Annotated in this window: 18 protein-coding genes and 1 tRNA gene; 14 read left to right on the top strand and 5 right to left on the bottom strand. The window is 41.7% G+C overall.

The genetic code is table 11. The features are described from left to right. Positions 1–5: 5 nt before the first annotated feature. From HWQ36_RS12690 to HWQ36_RS12680, 3 genes are all read left to right on the top strand, one after another. Entirely contained in the window at positions 6–728 is a 723-nt protein-coding gene (locus tag HWQ36_RS12690; RefSeq protein WP_292702807.1) for a C40 family peptidase, read from the top strand. Continuing rightward, positions 725–1,738, top strand: coding sequence for a glycosyltransferase family 2 protein (locus tag HWQ36_RS12685; protein ID WP_292702804.1), 1,014 nt, complete (start codon positions 725–727; stop codon positions 1,736–1,738). Before HWQ36_RS12690 ends, HWQ36_RS12685 begins: the two co-directional genes overlap by 4 nt. A 221-nt stretch (positions 1,739–1,959) precedes the next feature. After that, a complete protein-coding gene (locus HWQ36_RS12680; protein ID WP_292702801.1) occupies positions 1,960–3,213 on the top strand; it encodes an MFS transporter in 1,254 nt (417 codons plus the stop codon). A gap of 38 nt (positions 3,214–3,251) precedes the next feature. On the opposite strand, the gene HWQ36_RS12675 is transcribed toward HWQ36_RS12680, so the two are convergent. After that, a tRNA-Arg gene (locus HWQ36_RS12675) sits at positions 3,252–3,325 on the bottom strand. Positions 3,326–3,358: 33 nt separating this feature from the next. On the opposite strand from HWQ36_RS12675, the gene moaC reads away from it, so the two are divergent. Further along, positions 3,359–3,889 carry a cyclic pyranopterin monophosphate synthase MoaC gene (gene moaC / locus HWQ36_RS12670; protein ID WP_292702798.1) on the top strand — a complete coding sequence of 177 codons (531 nt, stop codon included), beginning with the start codon at positions 3,359–3,361 and terminating at the stop codon, positions 3,887–3,889. Here moaC and HWQ36_RS12665 read toward each other — a convergent pair. Then, positions 3,870–4,067, bottom strand: a complete 198-nt coding sequence (locus tag HWQ36_RS12665; protein WP_292702796.1) for a DUF2795 domain-containing protein — start codon at positions 4,065–4,067, stop codon at positions 3,870–3,872. The two genes, moaC and HWQ36_RS12665, sit on opposite strands and share 20 nt — an antisense overlap. A 306-nt stretch (positions 4,068–4,373) precedes the next feature. Between HWQ36_RS12665 and HWQ36_RS12660 the strand changes: the two genes are divergently transcribed. From HWQ36_RS12660 to HWQ36_RS12650, 3 genes are all read left to right on the top strand, one after another. After that, on the top strand, positions 4,374–4,631 hold the full coding sequence (locus HWQ36_RS12660; RefSeq protein WP_292702793.1) for a hypothetical protein: 258 nt from the start codon (positions 4,374–4,376) through the stop codon (positions 4,629–4,631). 119 nt (positions 4,632–4,750) lie between these two features. Beyond that, the gene (locus HWQ36_RS12655; protein ID WP_292702790.1) at positions 4,751–5,059 is read left to right on the top strand and encodes a DUF3181 family protein; all 309 of its coding nucleotides are present in this window, start codon (positions 4,751–4,753) and stop codon (positions 5,057–5,059) included. Positions 5,060–5,336: 277 nt separating this feature from the next. Next, on the top strand, positions 5,337–5,552 hold the full coding sequence (locus tag HWQ36_RS12650) for an acetyltransferase (protein WP_292702787.1): 216 nt from the start codon (positions 5,337–5,339) through the stop codon (positions 5,550–5,552). Between the two features lie 48 nt (positions 5,553–5,600). Here the strand turns inward: HWQ36_RS12650 and HWQ36_RS12645 are convergent, their stop codons facing one another. Then, positions 5,601–6,071, bottom strand: coding sequence for an ABA4-like family protein (locus HWQ36_RS12645; RefSeq protein WP_292702785.1), 471 nt, complete (start codon positions 6,069–6,071; stop codon positions 5,601–5,603). An 831-nt stretch (positions 6,072–6,902) separates the two neighbouring features. Between HWQ36_RS12645 and HWQ36_RS12640 the strand changes: the two genes are divergently transcribed. From HWQ36_RS12640 to HWQ36_RS12620, 5 genes are all read left to right on the top strand, one after another. After that, a complete protein-coding gene (locus HWQ36_RS12640; RefSeq protein ID WP_292702782.1) occupies positions 6,903–7,676 on the top strand; it encodes a nucleoside phosphorylase in 774 nt (257 codons plus the stop codon). 484 nt (positions 7,677–8,160) lie between these two features. Continuing rightward, positions 8,161–8,709 carry a retropepsin-like aspartic protease gene (locus HWQ36_RS12635; protein ID WP_292702779.1) on the top strand — a complete coding sequence of 183 codons (549 nt, stop codon included), beginning with the start codon at positions 8,161–8,163 and terminating at the stop codon, positions 8,707–8,709. Between the two features lie 25 nt (positions 8,710–8,734). Further along, positions 8,735–9,127, top strand: a complete 393-nt coding sequence (locus tag HWQ36_RS12630; protein ID WP_292702777.1) for a carboxymuconolactone decarboxylase family protein — start codon at positions 8,735–8,737, stop codon at positions 9,125–9,127. 282 nt (positions 9,128–9,409) lie between these two features. Then, complete coding sequence (locus tag HWQ36_RS12625) at positions 9,410–10,222, top strand: alpha/beta hydrolase (protein WP_292702774.1); 813 nt, start codon at positions 9,410–9,412, stop codon at positions 10,220–10,222. A 289-nt stretch (positions 10,223–10,511) separates the two neighbouring features. Then, on the top strand, positions 10,512–10,868 hold the full coding sequence (locus HWQ36_RS12620; RefSeq protein ID WP_292702772.1) for a hypothetical protein: 357 nt from the start codon (positions 10,512–10,514) through the stop codon (positions 10,866–10,868). Positions 10,869–10,887: 19 nt separating this feature from the next. Here the strand turns inward: HWQ36_RS12620 and HWQ36_RS12615 are convergent, their stop codons facing one another. Both HWQ36_RS12615 and HWQ36_RS12610 read right to left on the bottom strand, forming a co-directional pair. Then, complete coding sequence (locus tag HWQ36_RS12615) at positions 10,888–11,235, bottom strand: hypothetical protein (protein ID WP_292702770.1); 348 nt, start codon at positions 11,233–11,235, stop codon at positions 10,888–10,890. Positions 11,236–11,282: 47 nt separating this feature from the next. Then, complete coding sequence (locus HWQ36_RS12610; protein WP_292702768.1) at positions 11,283–12,767, bottom strand: CIA30 family protein; 1,485 nt, start codon at positions 12,765–12,767, stop codon at positions 11,283–11,285. 245 nt (positions 12,768–13,012) lie between these two features. Between HWQ36_RS12610 and HWQ36_RS12605 the strand changes: the two genes are divergently transcribed. Next, entirely contained in the window at positions 13,013–13,516 is a 504-nt protein-coding gene (locus HWQ36_RS12605) for a pyridoxamine 5'-phosphate oxidase family protein (RefSeq protein WP_292702766.1), read from the top strand. Between the two features lie 64 nt (positions 13,517–13,580). Then, positions 13,581–14,465, top strand: a complete 885-nt coding sequence (locus tag HWQ36_RS12600) for an alpha/beta hydrolase (RefSeq protein WP_292702763.1) — start codon at positions 13,581–13,583, stop codon at positions 14,463–14,465. Positions 14,466–14,508 lie beyond the last annotated feature (43 nt).

The raw sequence follows: 14,508 nt of genomic DNA, 5'->3' as shown, positions 1-14,508 counted from the left end.
TAATAATGTCCTTTAATCTAAAATCCAAAATCCAAAATCCAAAATTAGGGGAGTATCAGTGTTTAGCTGACCTAAATTTATATGATTCTCCTGAATGTACACGTTTATCAACTCAATCTGCATCTGGGAGACATTTGTGGGTAACATCAAATCATCAAAATTTAGCGGTCGAAGTGTATTTGTGTGAAGATGACTATCCGGGATGGGTATCCCTTTCAGATTTTGATTCATTACAATCTGCTACTGTACCTTATCAGGCTGCAACATTTTCTGAATCTGAAATTAAAAAACTCTTAGCAAAGGTCATCGCCTTTACCCAAAAAGCAATGCAACAATCAAATTATTACCTTTGGGGTGGTACAGTTGGGCCAAATTATGATTGTTCTGGGTTGATGCAAGCGGCGTTTGCTTCGGTGGGGATTTGGCTACCTAGAGATGCCTATCAACAGGAAGGATTTACTCAACCAATTACTATTGCAGAATTAGTAGCCGGGGATCTGGTATTTTTTGGAACTAGCCAAAAAGCAACCCATGTCGGGCTTTATTTGGCAGATGGTTATTACATCCATAGTTCTGGGAAGGATCAAGGACGAGATGGGATTGGGATTGATATTCTATCGGAACAGGGAGATGCTGTTAGTCTGTCGTATTATCAGCAGTTGCGAGGTGCTGGTAGAGTTTTTAAGAGTTACGAACCACGAAGACACGAAGGGCGCGAAGAAATATGAGGAGTGGGTTGGTTGATCAAGGGGTGCTTGGGGAAAATGGGGCGATTTCAGCAATTGTCCCCGATGTTTCGGTGGTGGTGCCGATACATGATGAGGTGGAAAGTTTGCCGCTTTTACTAGAAGCGATCGCATCTACTTTATCCTCTAGTCAGGTAAATTATGAAATCATCTGTGTGGATGATGGTTCTACAGATGGTTCCGGGGATTTTCTTAAAAAAGAGGCGCAAATCCGTACTGATTTAAAGGCGGTGATTTTGCGTCGCAACTACGGACAAACTGCGGCGATGGCTGCTGGGTTTCATTATGCAGTCGGGAAAGCGATCGTTACTTTAGATGCCGATCTCCAGAATGATCCAGCTGATATCCCCATGTTATTAGCAAAGCTGGATGAGGGTTACGATTTGGTAAGTGGTTGGCGGCAAAAACGCCAAGATGGTGCTGTGAATCGGTTACTTCCTTCCAAAATTGCCAATTGGCTAATTCGCCGCACCACTAGCGTGAATATTCATGATTATGGCTGTTCGCTGAAAGCCTATCGTGCAGAACTGCTGGCAGATATGAACCTCTACGGCGAACTACACCGATTTTTACCCGCTTTGGCGTACATCGAAGGAGCTAGAATTACTGAAATACCCGTGCGTCATCACGCCCGTCGTTTTGGTCGTAGTAAATATGGGATTTGGCGGACATTCCGGGTGTTGATGGATTTGTTAACCATTCTATTTATGAAAAAGTTCCTCACCCGCCCGATGCACGTTTTTGGGCTGTTGGGATTGATTTCAATGGTTTCGGGGACTGCGATCGGAATTTACCTGACTTTTGTCAAATTAGCTTTAGGTGAGATGATTGGCAATCGCCCCTTGCTAAGTTTAGCTGTTCTCCTGCTAGTAACTGGGGTGCAGTTATTTTGCTTCGGTCTTTTAGCAGAATTGCTCATGCGTACATACCATGAATCCCAAGGGCGGCCTATCTATCGCGTGCGAGAAGTAGTAGCAAAAAATGTTAAGTAACGTAACAATAGTAGTCATTGGTCATTGGTCACTAGTAAATAGTTAAACCCCGTCCATTTTGAAACCTGGAGTTTTTCAGGAGAGTATATTATTCTCTCGTGGTTTAACAAAAAACTACAGCTTTCAAGGTAGATACGGTTGAAGAGTAAATATTAGTTGACTCTAAACAAATGACAAATGACAAATGACAAATGACAAAAACCAACTAAATCGCATCTACCTTGAAAGCATTTAATACTTTTGACACCGAACTGCGGCGCAACCTGCTGATTTTATTTACAGCAGGTTTATTATTCTGGTCGAGTTTGTCTTCGCTCTTACCAACCTTACCGCTTTACATTGATGATGTGGGCGCAAGCAAGCAAGAAATTGGGATTGTGATGGGCAGTTTTGCCATTGGGTTATTGCTATCTCGCCCGACGCTGGGACGTTTAGCTGATGAACGTGGTCGAAAAATTGTCTTGTTGATTGGTACGATAGTAGCTGCGATCGCACCCTTTGGTTATTTGGCAACCCAATCAATTGGGCTGTTGATCCTAGTGAGAATTTTTCACGGTATTAGCGTTGCTGCTTTTACAACTGGCTACAGTGCCTTAATCGCAGATTTAGCTCCCGCAGAAACTCGTGGCGAAATCATTGGTTACATGACCCTAGCAACTCCCCTTGGTTTAGCAATTGGCCCTGCCTTGGGTGGGTATTTAGAAGCTACAAGTGGTTACGGGATATTATTTCTCTTCTCTGCGGAATTAGGTTTTGTCGCTCTCTTGGGGATTGTACAAGTCATGAATCCGCCAGTGCAGACACAAGAAGAAACTAAGGCAGAGGATCGCAATTATTGGCAAATTTTGAGCAGTCCACAGGTGAGAGTTCCAACTATAGTTATGTTGCTGGTTGGTATGTCCATCGGTGCTGTCCATACCTTTGTCTCGTTGTTCCTCAAATCCAGTCAGGTAGACTTTAATGGCGGACTGTTTTTTACAGCTGCGGCAATTTCTAGTTTTAGTATCAGGGTATTTGCTGGTAAGGCAAGCGATCGCTTTGGTCGTGGTTTATTTATCACCTTTGGTATTTTTTGTTATGTTTTAGCGTTAATACTGCTGTGGCAAGCTTACAGCCCGATGGTTTTCTTATTGGCTGCGATCGCTGAAGGTGCTGGTGGTGGTACACTAATCTCGATGATGATCGTGATGATGGCAGACCGTTCACTGCCGCAAGAAAGGGGGCAAATTTTTGCTCTATGCATAGCTGGACTTGACTTAGGAATTGCGATCGCTGCTCCTCTTTTGGGTATCATCGCAGAACTTGTCGGCTACCGCGATATGTTTGGCTACGGTGCTGCGATCGCTTCTGTTGCACTTGTAATCTTTCTCACCCAGTCGAGCAAAAACCTATCCAACTCTCTGCGCTTTGCACTAGGTCTAGCTCCAGATGTTTATGCCTTGAAAAATTTAAAAGTTAGGAGTGAAGAAATTTAATTCCTCACTCCTAATTTTCAACTCTTAGCCTTATAAAACGGGCGAGGAGGGATTCGAACCCCCGACACCGTGGTCCGTAGCCACGTGCTCTAGTCCACTGAGCTACACGCCCCCACCGACAATCTATATTAACACTTCTAACTAAATGACGCAAGATAATTTTCTATCTAATTTTGCCAGCTTAACTCATCTAGATGAACACGGACAGGCACAGATGGTTGATGTGTCTGATAAAGCACCCACCATCCGCCAAGCAGTCGCTGCTGCCAATGTGCGAATGCTGCCAACAACCTTCGCTGCGATTCAAGCCGGAAATGTCCCAAAAGGTGATGTGTTGGCAACTGCAAGATTGGCGGGGATTATGGCAGCCAAGCAAACATCCGCTTTAATTCCTCTATGTCATCCGTTGCCTTTGCAAAAAATAGCGGTCGAAATCATACCCGACCCGCAACTACCTGGTTATCAAATTCAAGCCACAGTCAAAACTAAAGCTGAAACTGGTGTAGAGATGGAAGCCTTAACTGCTGTTTCTGTGGCTGCGCTGACTTTATACGATATGGCAAAAGCCTTAGAGAAGTCGATTCAAATTGAATCGATTCGTTTAATAAGTAAGAGTGGCGGGAAATCAGGAGATTATTCCCCGCCAGAGCAAGAACCTAGATTATCTCACCTATAGTTTTGTTGAGATCGGCTGGGCTGTCAAACTCCTCATCATCCGGCAGTTTCTCTAACAGAGAAATAATCTCCTTATCTGCCCCTTGCTTTTTAGCGTGCTTAATCAAGTCTTTCTTTACAGCAGGGTAGTCAACACCTTTCAAGTGTTTTTGCATTTCAACTGGGTTTGCCTTAGCCATTTTTATCCACCTCTAAAGGTTCTTTCCATCTTCACAAGTGGATATATTTGCTCCCTCTATCAAACAGATGAATCATTTTTAACTAAGATAAATTAAAACCTCATCCAATAGGTTGATGAATTTGTGTATTGGGGAATGGGGAATGGAAAAGAGGCAGAGGGGCGGGGGGCAGGGCGAAAACTCTTCTCCCTTGCTCCCTGCTCCCTAATCTCCCTCCTCCTTGACTAGTTGCAAGGGTCTAATAGCAACCACTGCCACAAAAACCTTAGAATAAATAGGGTGTATTTAAATCTGTAACAAATATTTATGCCTCCTCGTTGGCCTCGCAAACCCGATCGCAAAGACCCTGATTATCGCAAGATTGATGACCGGATGAATTTTGCCACCCATGTAGCGATCGCTGCTACGATTAATTCTGGCTTGTGGTTTTTTCACATTTTGAAAGGCACTACCTGGGAGTGGCTGCCTTTGGTGACTTTAAGTTGGACAGGAATAGTGTTAGCGCATCTGATTTATATTAGTGCGATCGCTAACTACACCGAAACTCCACCCAAATCCACCTGAAGACGGACTGCTAATGCTGGGGCGATTGTAACCTGTGGTAGTAGAATCAGCCTTTTAATTGAGTGATAATGTAAAAAAGCCTGAGATTTTGCGCTCTTTCTTAATTTAGGGTTATTTTTATGGCTAAGACTAACACCACGGAATTACTAGAAGCCCTAGCAGCTGAAATTGGCGAAAATGTCTACATAGACATTGCCAAATGGCATCTTTATCTATCCAATGCCAAACTCCATACCCTTGTTGCCGAACGACTCTATCCTTTAATTACTTCCAACAGTGTAAATGAAGACCAAGTTTTAAAAGTCTTGGGATCGATTACTGTAAAAATTGGCGGTGGTAGAAGTGAACTTCCTTTAATTGATTTACTGCCACTGCAATGCCAGGTTACTTTAGTTGATATTTTGGAAAAATATCAGCGTGAGTTCTAACCGCTAAAACCAAGATTATATAGGATGATTTTATTAATCAGCATTTCCTAATTCTAGTTTAGCTTCTGAATTAGGTGTATCTTTGCTGTGTCAATTTTATAAAAATTAACTCCATAGACACACACAGATAAATCTCGTGTAATCTCTGTATGGATTTCTAATAAAAATTTCCTTTAACAATTAAGGAATATTCAGCGTTCAAAATCGCTTTAGATTTGAGCGAGTTTATGTTTAGACTCGCCTTGAACTTTCATGCAAACTCATTGAGGCAATTTCTATGCTTTTACAAATCAAAGATAGTGGCGAATTAGTGAAAATTCTCGAAATTCAAGAATTGCTCGATCCAAATAGTAATGTTGTTCACGGACGAGAACAAGAAGGTGAAGAAGAACAACCACCTGATACTTTTAAAAAAGAAAATCTCGTTTTTCCTTCAGGTGAAGTTCTACCACGCTGTTGGTTAGATGCCGACTATAGGTATGACAAGGCTTAATGATTAATAGTAGGGTAGCACAGTTGCGCTACCCTAATATGTGCCAAATTATGACGCAGCTTTTTCTTCTACTGTCATCGTTTCATTCTGCTGAAATTTCGGGAAAAATGTCTTAAAAATCCAGTAAGTCAAGATGTGAGACAGTAATCCTATAGGGCCAGCAAACAAACACAGTGCAAGGGAATGAATTGTCCAAATACCTGTTTTTTGCCCTTGCCAATAAATCCAGCGGCCGACGAATAAATCCATCACTAAAAAATGAATCCAACCCGTTGCAGCAGCCGTTTCATCTGCAAAAAATCGCGCAATATCAGCTAATTGAGGATTCGATAAAGCTTGGGCATTTTCTGGCGTAATGCTGTTGATAAACAAATACAAATATGCCCCAGCTAACAGCACAAAGGGCAAATATGATGACATTATTTGCCGCGTAACTTTCCAATTTGGCAATAAAATCATCAACGCCCAAAAGGGCAACACAAAAAGATTGGCGACGTTAAATAGTTGAGAGATTATCATATTTTTGTAATGTGAAGAATTTTCAGCTATTATTTGTTTTCAATTAACTGGATATAAACCAATACGCTTGGGTTAAGGCTAAAACTCTGGTTCCAAAGTCAATTTTTTAACGAACCGCCAAGACGCAGAGAACGCAGAGAGAAGAAAGAGAGGCTTAACTGAACTGTATTGGGATATAAACCTCATCTAAGTTGAGAACCATAGTTTTCGCCCTCACTCTAAATCTCTCTCCCATATCTGGGAGGGGGACTTTGAAATTCTAGCTCCCCGAATCCCAGATTTGGGAGAGGGACTTTGAAATTCTAGCTCCCCGAATCCCATATCTGGGGGATAGGTTGGGGGATGAGGGCAAATCCTTATTCATTAGAGTTGAACTACAGGTTTCAAGATAGACGTGGTTTAGATCCCCGACTTCTTACGTACTAGCTTATTCGCTCGATTACGTGTTTGTTAGTCTTGATTAAGTAGCTCAACTTAATCACAACAAATGTCCAGATACAGTTTGGTTGTAATTTGGTCGCACATTTGTGTGACTAAAAAAGTGCAGTGTCACACCGCACTTTAAAGAAATTGCCACCAGAAATATCTTGTGATTCTAAAACTAGTTAGCTTGAGGGGTCTTACCCTTAATTCGCCAGCAGTATCCTTTAATAAGTCGGGGATATGCTCACCCTCACCTATCAGAATTAATGTGACAGACCAGTAGGGACAATTCATGAATTGCCCCTACGACAGATGTAGTTCAAATACATGAAAACTGCTGTAAGTAAGATAATCCAAAATCGTTCGACTGAGCGAAGTCGAAGTCTAAAATCTAAAATCCAAAATTGAATGGCAAACAAACACTTTTATCACATTGGCTTTGGACAAAATGATTTAGGTTCATCACCTCCTAATATTGCCCTATTATCTGGCGATCCAGAGCGATCGCATCTAATTGCCCAAACTTATTTCCAAGATGTCCGCTTATTGTCGGAAAATCGCGGACTCAATAGCTATGTGGGATATTTGCCTAACGGTCGCAGCATCTTATCAGCTACTAGTGGTATGGGTGCGCCTTCATTAAGTATTGTTGTCAACGAGTTGATACAAGTAGGAATCCGGCAAATTATTCGCATTGGAACTTGCGGGTCAATTCAACCTTATATACCAGTCGGTAGCGTTGTTATTAGCAGTGCAGCATTATGTCGTCAGGGTGCAGCTTATGACATTGCGCCTGTGGAATATCCAGCCGCAGCCGATCCGTTTCTGACAGTCGCTTTAGTTAAAGCCGCGCGAGAATTAAAAGTTGAACATTACATAGGAATTACAGCATCAGTTGATACTTTTTACGAAGGACAAGAACGCACTGATTCAGCAAATCCAAATTTAATGCGATCGCTGCATGGTATTACAGAAGAATATCGGCGCTTGAATATTTTGAATTATGAGATGGAATCAGGCACGTTGTTTAAAATGGCAGGTGTGTATAATTTTGCTGCTGCTGCTGTTTGCGGTGTAGTTGCTGGGCGTACTGTGAGTGAAAATATCATCTTAGAACAGAAGGATATTGCCGTTAAAAATGCGATCGCAATTGCTGTACATACAGCAGCAACCTTTGAGTAATACCAATTCTGCATAAAGATGCACATAATAAGACCTCCCTGTAGTCCCGATACGGTTCGGTTAAGCCAAGAGACGCGATAAATCGCCGTCAAGACGAAGGATTGATTATTGTAGAGACGGCGATTTATCGCGTCTTTGTGATTTATAATTTTCATCAAAAAACCCTAACCGAACCGTATTGCCTGTAGTCCCCCCAAAGCATCGGGGGGTAAATATATACATCACAAAGAAACGATATAAGGTAATTAATATTTAGTTGAGAAATCAACTTTCAGTAGTTTCATCATGTCTTCACCCAATCTTTAATTTTTCAATCAGTAATTATAGCTAATATAGCCTACATAAGGTGTAATTTATATCCTATAAAAACACGTTATTCAAGCTATTAGAAGTAAATATTGTAAGTAATTTAGATATTAATAAATATCGAAAAAATGGAGTAGAAGATAATATGAATAATATTTTTAGGCATGGGATAAAAACCATGACTTCAACTGTGATGTCTACAACGAGCTACGCCTACGCACTAATCCCAACACTGATATTTTTAGCATTCTCTCATCAGGCAATAGCTGACGATCCAGGAGCATGTTACATGGTAACGTCCTCCGGGAAAACCGTTGGATTAGAAAGGCTTTGTGGCAATATAGCCGCACCTTCAGACGAGAGAGTTTTTCGAGTTTCAATTAAACGCCGCTTTGGTGGAACTCCTGTGATTGACGTTACCTTCAATGACAAAAAAACCTTTGAAATGATTGTAGATACTGGTGCTACTGGAACCATTATCACTCAAAGTATGGCGAATACACTTAAACTCCAGGCTACAGGTACAATGCAAGCCCAAATTGCCGATGGTAGCGAAGTAGAATTTCCAACCAGTAAGGTAAAATCTATTGCAGCAGGTGGAGTTACAGCCAATAATCTTCAGGTAGCGATCGCACCCAAAGCCAGCATCGGCTTACTGGGCCACGATTTCTTCGGCAACTATGATATCAAAATTCTGGAGAGAGAGGTCGAATTTCATCACCGCTAATGTTCGGAAGTAAAAACATAGAAACATGACTAAGCTGATTGAATACGAAGAAGCCAGCGACGAAATCCGGGCAGTATATGACGACATCCGCGCCACCCGCCAAAATGACTATATCAATAACTTTTGGAAAGCCATAGCTAATCATCCCCCTACCTTGCAACGAACTTGGCAAGCGGTGAAAGAAGTGATGACTAGCCCTGGTGAAATTGATCCACTGATGCGAGAACTAATTTATATCGCCGTGAGTGCGACAAATGGCTGTGAGTATTGCATCGCTTCGCACACAGCAGGAGCGCGGGCTAAGGGCATGAATGATACCATGTTCGGGGAACTCATGGCGATCGCAGCTACTGCCAACATGACCAATCGCCTCGCCAACGGCTATCAAATTCCGGTGGACGAGAGATTTAAGACGTAGGAGTATATTGTCGATCCCTGCTTCAGATCGGGTTTAGCAGAATTATTGACTAAGTAAGTTACGAAACGTAAATATAGTAATCCGCTTTGATTATTGAACTGACTTGCGTAGGGTGGGAGTAGGGAATAGGGAGTGGGGAGTAGGGAATAAGCCTTTTCGATTGGTATCTAATTTGTTCAAAAATCAAATAGGAGTCCTATAGCTTAAAACCCTTACTAATGACCAATGACAAATGACAAATGACAGCCTTAGCCAGTTAGCTTTAATTGCGCCGACCTACTTATGCCAAAGATTCAGATTAACGGGATTGATTTGTTCTACGACATTAAGGGAACGGGTGAGCCTTTGCTATTAATAGCTGGCTTCCTTTGCGATCATGCTTATTGGTCGTTGATTATGCCATCGTTGATTTCGCAGTATCAAGTTATTCGCTTAGACAACCGAGGTATGGGGCGAAGTTCTGCTCCCGAAACTCCCTATAGTCTGAAGCAGATGGCTAATGACGTTGCAGCATTGCTCGATCGGATTGCGATCGATAAGGTGCATATAGTAGGTCATTCAATGGGTGGTCAGATAGCCCAAGAGTTAGTATTAGCACATCCTGAAAAGGTGCAAAGTCTGATGCTACTTTCGTCATTGGCAAAAGGTGATGGATTATTCAACAGCATCATTGAGACTTGGGGCGAACTCTGCGCTAATGTAGACCTGAAACTTTATGAAAAAGTCGTATTACCCTGGATATTTACAGATACCTTCTACTCGATTCCTGGCACGATCGAAGGTCTGATCGAATTTGCAATCAGATATCCTTTCCCGCCAGCGACTCATTCACTCCATCATCACAGCCAAGCCATGCTTGACTTTGATACAACAGATCGCCTTCAAAAAATTCATTGTCCTACCCTAGTTCTAGTTGGTAAACAAGACATTCTTACCCCTCTAAAGTTTTCCCAGCAACTTGCTCAAGGCATTCCCAACGCTGAACTTGTAGTTCTCGAAGGTGGTGGTCATGGCTTCTTAATTGAGTCGCCGGATGCTGTGATTTCAGCCATACTTAACTTCCTGCGGAAATTGAAGCCAGCCTACACTATTTAACGTTCTCTAAAAATCATCACGACAACAAAAAAAAATTTAAGAGCAGAGAATGGCAATCTCTTTGTTTGTTAATTCCTCAAAGAGAGTGATGTTGCAAAAATTAGCTTGACTACTTGTGTTGTAGCTAATCAACTTATACAATTCAACCGTTAATCAAACTTTTGTATATACTCGATTTCAAACGTCTGGTTGTTACACTTCTTACAAGAAGACCAATTAAAAATATCTGGAAAGCTTTTTGATAACAGGCTGTACAGTAACCAAATAAATCTAGGCATCAAACAATATAATGTCGCATACGTTGATTAATTTAACATTGCCAATAGTCATTCAAGAAATTGAGAATGTCTTGGATGAGTACCCTGAACATCCTTATCAATTAGCTTTTTCGATTCATGAATTGCGGCAAAAGTTAATTGCCCACATTCTAAGTCATGTCCCCAACCGCTATGTAGTCGAAGGGGTACAGGAATTATCCAGCACCCCCAAAAGCCGTTACTCTTTCCCTCTACAGGAGCGGATACAAATAGAAACAGTGGTTCACGGTAGTATTCTGCATATCCTGCGCGAAAACGCTGATTGGCTAAGTCGCCAGATTCTAACTCTGTCTCTTGTTGGGTCAGTTCTGCTCCCTGGTCTGATTTAATTCATACTAATTGAAATATTCAGCGAGTTTCTAATTTAGAAACTCGCTCCTCTAATTTGTTGACTTGTTGCTTCAATTCAACCACCAAAGTCGCCAACCGATCAAACATCCGATCTTGCTGTGACAAATTACCTCTGGAACCAGTTGACTGTCGTGGGGTAAGTGTCGTTCTTGGGGATGGAGATTGGTGACTTGGATATAGTTGAGACTCTATCTGGTTTAATCGTGACTCGACACGATTAAAATCCGCTTCCAGGTTGCTGATGCGAGACTCCACTTGCTGCGATGAGGCAGTTTTGGGAAATAACCCGCCCCAAATGATTGTGACTAAAATCCCAGCAAGTATTAGCACTTGGATTTTTTTCATAGAATGTGTTGATACAACTACAGAGTATAAGTCTGTAGTCAATTCACTTATTTATCCTTTACTAAGTTAGAAAATAGCCTCTCCCAATCGATAGAGTTAACAGTATTGTCTGTCTGTTTTACCTCAAAGGTGACATTACAAGCCGGCGCTAGTTTTAGGGATTGCACGCAAAGTTCTGCCACATCCTCACGGCTGATTTTGCCTTTAATATTATCGCCTTGCTCGAATATTAATTCCTTACCCCCTGGTTCTTCAGTTAAAGCACAAGGTCTAACAATTGTATAAGGAATTCCGCTTTCTCTTAAACTATCTTCTCCCTTCAACTTCCAAGTTAAAATTCCTCCCAATTGGTCATTTAATTTCACTGCTGGCGGTTCTTCATCTAAATTAATGCCAGGGCGACCGGGACGAGTTACGCCTGCTGAACTGACGAGGATAAATTGTGGTAAAGTTGTCCCGCCGTAAGCTTTTATTGATTCCAACTGCAAAGCAAAACCACCGGGGGAAAATTTGGGATTCAAAGCCCCATCATATTCAAATTTGCTCAACATTAATTGGAATGAACAAACTCTATTCTGTTCAATTGGCGGCGCATCTTTAACAACTTTTGCCCGAAATACAGGAATCAAATCTGCAAAGGGAATGTGAACATCTATCCAAGTATTAGCTACGGTGTCGAAAGAATAGCTATAGCCAATACCATCCCATTTTGTATCTGTTCGCAGAAATATTTTATAACGTTGTCCGTCACCTTTGACGCGCAATTTTACACCTTCGCAATCAGATAAGTTGAAGGGTGGATCAAAATTCTTAGTTCTGATAGAAGCAAATCCGCCAGAGTTAGCGGTGGAGACATTACCAGCAAACAAAGCTGTATTTTCTACTAATTGGATATTACTGGCACTCACGCCACCCATGACGACATCATCCAGCGCCCCCCAGTAATCCTTTAATTCTGCTGATGGCTTGGTGAAATCAAATATCGGTTTTTCGTTTGCTTGGGGTAGATATTTTGCAGCCGCTTCGACTAAGTTTTTAACACCTTGATATTCTACATTTTCTGGAGTGTCGCCAACAATTTCTGGCTGGTAAAACTTAACACCTTGATAATATTTTGCTCTATCTGCTGTGTCTCCCTCAACTGGTTGTACGCGCACTGCTGTGCAGCAAATCACAGCTTGGATATCAGCCATAACTAAAGAAGTTAAAGTTTCTGGTTGAGTAATATCCGCAACTACTAAGTCTATATCATTACCAAGAATTGACCGTGCTTTGTCAATATCTCGAACTAGGGCGCGAACTTTATAACCTCGTTCTAGCGATCGCCGCACCACTCGTTTACCTACACCACCTGTTGCACCTGCTACTAATATTACACCCACGTTTCTCCCTCCATTGGGTCTATCTTGATTATCCTTTGGACGGCCTTGGATTAACTGCTGTACCCAATTAAGGAAAGGAATTACCTCAAAATAAGTCAGGGTTTCGATAAACCTGCCTAAATCCCATTGAGAACGATTTTTGTCAGTCATATTTGCGTCCTCATAACTTTCTTAAGTCTAGCCCAATGTCTGTTTCTCTAAATCTTCCGATACTCAGAACTTTGCTTTATTAGGGGACAGGAAATCTGTAAGCTATTCCCTTCAATGAAGGAGACTACACTTAAGCGATATTCCATACGATGCCGATACAAGTCATCAAGCGTCATAGCCTATCGTAGACATAGCTCAATCACGTTAGGATACTTAGGTGTTCCTAATCAAACGGTAATTTACTTATGAGTCAACTTGAAGACATTCAAGCTGAGTATGAAAAATTTCCCGAAGAATTTGAGAGTGTAATCATTAGCACCGTCAGCGCCCAAGCAATACCCAATGCTAGTTATGCTCCCTTTGTAATGGATGATTCCAAAAATATCTACATTTATGTCAGTGGTCTTTCAACTCATACCAAAAATCTCTATGCTAATCCTCATGTTAGTGTCTTGTTTATCGAGGATGAAGCCAAGAGTAATCTAATTTTTGCCCGTCGTCGTTTAAGTTTTGATTGTATGGCAACTTTGATCGAGCGTGAAACCGACAAGTGGAATCAAATTGTTGAGCAATTTCAAGGGCGGTTTGGTCAAATTATCGAGGTTTTGCGCGGCTTGTCTGATTTTCGGATTTTTCAGCTAACTCCTAGTGAAGGCCGTTTTGTAGTTGGTTTTGGGGGAGCATATCACATCAGTGGTGATAACCTCAATCAAGTTGTTCAAATCACAGGAGATGCCGACAAAAAGTAAAGATGAATTATCCTCGTAATTTTGCCTTCGGGTAAAGTGCCATTAAACTATACTTTTTAATTTTATGCTTCAATTTCAACCTCCTGGCTTTGGACATAAACTTATCCATACATCCTTGGGGGCAATGGTTTACTATACCCAAACAAATGCACCTTGGTTCGCTGATACTGAAGATTTACCTCCACTACTGTTTCTCCATAACTTTGGTGGTGGTTCGTCTGCGTATGAATGGTCTAAAGTTTACCCAGCTTTTGCCTCTAATTACCATATTTTCGCTCCCGATCTCATCGGTTGGGGAGAATCGGCTCATCCAGTGCGGGATTATAAAATTAGGGATTATCTCAGCACGATCGCAGAGTTTATCATTGAAACTTGTCGCCAGCCGGTGACGGTAGTAGCCTCGTCTCTAACAGCCGCTTTTGCTATCCGCCTAGCTATTGTTCAACCCACTTTATTCAAAGCCCTATTTTTGGTGTCCCCTTCTGGATTTGATGATTTTGGGCAAGGTGTTGGACGCAGACTTCCGCTTTCGGTAATCAATACGCCTCTGTTGGACAATTTTATTTACATGGTTGGTGCTGAAAATGAAATTGCAGTCCGAAATTTTTTACAAAGTTTTCTGTTTGCCAAGTCACAACGAGTATCCCAAGAAATAGTGGATGCTTATTTAACCTCGGCACAACAACCTAATGCCAAATTTTCCGCCTTGGCATTTCTACGGGGCGATCTTTACTTTGACTTGAGTTTATATATTCGGCAACTGACAATTCCCACTGTGATGTTTTGGGGAGAGAAGGCACAATTTACCAATATCAAACTAGGACAACGCTTGGCAAATTTAAATCCAAGGGCAATTCAAGATTTTTATGCGATCGCAGATGCAGGAATATTACCTCATTTAGAAATACCAGAAGTTGTCATTGGTCTATTGCAACGATATCTTGGGTGAGTGGGGAGTGGGGGATGAGGGAGCAGGGGGAGCAGGGGAGGCA

Source organism: Nostoc sp. NMS2, assembly GCF_017115105.1.
Classification (GTDB): Bacteria; Cyanobacteriota; Cyanobacteriia; order Cyanobacteriales; family Nostocaceae; genus Nostoc.
Note: the sequence above shows the minus strand (reverse complement) of the source record. Positions and strands in the feature narration are given on the sequence as shown.

Excerpts from the sequence above, each read along its gene's own strand:
- HWQ36_RS12690 (WP_292702807.1), top strand. The coding sequence starts at position 6 with ATGTCCTTTAATCTAAAATCCAAAATCCAAAATCCAAAATTAGGGGAG.
- HWQ36_RS12685 (WP_292702804.1), top strand. The coding sequence starts at position 725 with ATGAGGAGTGGGTTGGTTGATCAAGGGGTGCTTGGGGAAAATGGGGCG.
- moaC (WP_292702798.1), top strand. The coding sequence starts at position 3,359 with ATGACGCAAGATAATTTTCTATCTAATTTTGCCAGCTTAACTCATCTA.
- HWQ36_RS12665 (WP_292702796.1), bottom strand. The coding sequence starts at position 4,067 with ATGGCTAAGGCAAACCCAGTTGAAATGCAAAAACACTTGAAAGGTGTT.
- HWQ36_RS12660 (WP_292702793.1), top strand. The coding sequence starts at position 4,374 with ATGCCTCCTCGTTGGCCTCGCAAACCCGATCGCAAAGACCCTGATTAT.
- HWQ36_RS12655 (WP_292702790.1), top strand. The coding sequence starts at position 4,751 with ATGGCTAAGACTAACACCACGGAATTACTAGAAGCCCTAGCAGCTGAA.
- HWQ36_RS12650 (WP_292702787.1), top strand. The coding sequence starts at position 5,337 with ATGCTTTTACAAATCAAAGATAGTGGCGAATTAGTGAAAATTCTCGAA.
- HWQ36_RS12645 (WP_292702785.1), bottom strand. The coding sequence starts at position 6,071 with ATGATAATCTCTCAACTATTTAACGTCGCCAATCTTTTTGTGTTGCCC.
- HWQ36_RS12640 (WP_292702782.1), top strand. The coding sequence starts at position 6,903 with ATGGCAAACAAACACTTTTATCACATTGGCTTTGGACAAAATGATTTA.
- HWQ36_RS12635 (WP_292702779.1), top strand. The coding sequence starts at position 8,161 with ATGACTTCAACTGTGATGTCTACAACGAGCTACGCCTACGCACTAATC.
- HWQ36_RS12630 (WP_292702777.1), top strand. The coding sequence starts at position 8,735 with ATGACTAAGCTGATTGAATACGAAGAAGCCAGCGACGAAATCCGGGCA.
- HWQ36_RS12625 (WP_292702774.1), top strand. The coding sequence starts at position 9,410 with ATGCCAAAGATTCAGATTAACGGGATTGATTTGTTCTACGACATTAAG.
- HWQ36_RS12620 (WP_292702772.1), top strand. The coding sequence starts at position 10,512 with ATGTCGCATACGTTGATTAATTTAACATTGCCAATAGTCATTCAAGAA.
- HWQ36_RS12615 (WP_292702770.1), bottom strand. The coding sequence starts at position 11,235 with ATGAAAAAAATCCAAGTGCTAATACTTGCTGGGATTTTAGTCACAATC.
- HWQ36_RS12610 (WP_292702768.1), bottom strand. The coding sequence starts at position 12,767 with ATGACTGACAAAAATCGTTCTCAATGGGATTTAGGCAGGTTTATCGAA.
- HWQ36_RS12605 (WP_292702766.1), top strand. The coding sequence starts at position 13,013 with ATGAGTCAACTTGAAGACATTCAAGCTGAGTATGAAAAATTTCCCGAA.
- HWQ36_RS12600 (WP_292702763.1), top strand. The coding sequence starts at position 13,581 with ATGCTTCAATTTCAACCTCCTGGCTTTGGACATAAACTTATCCATACA.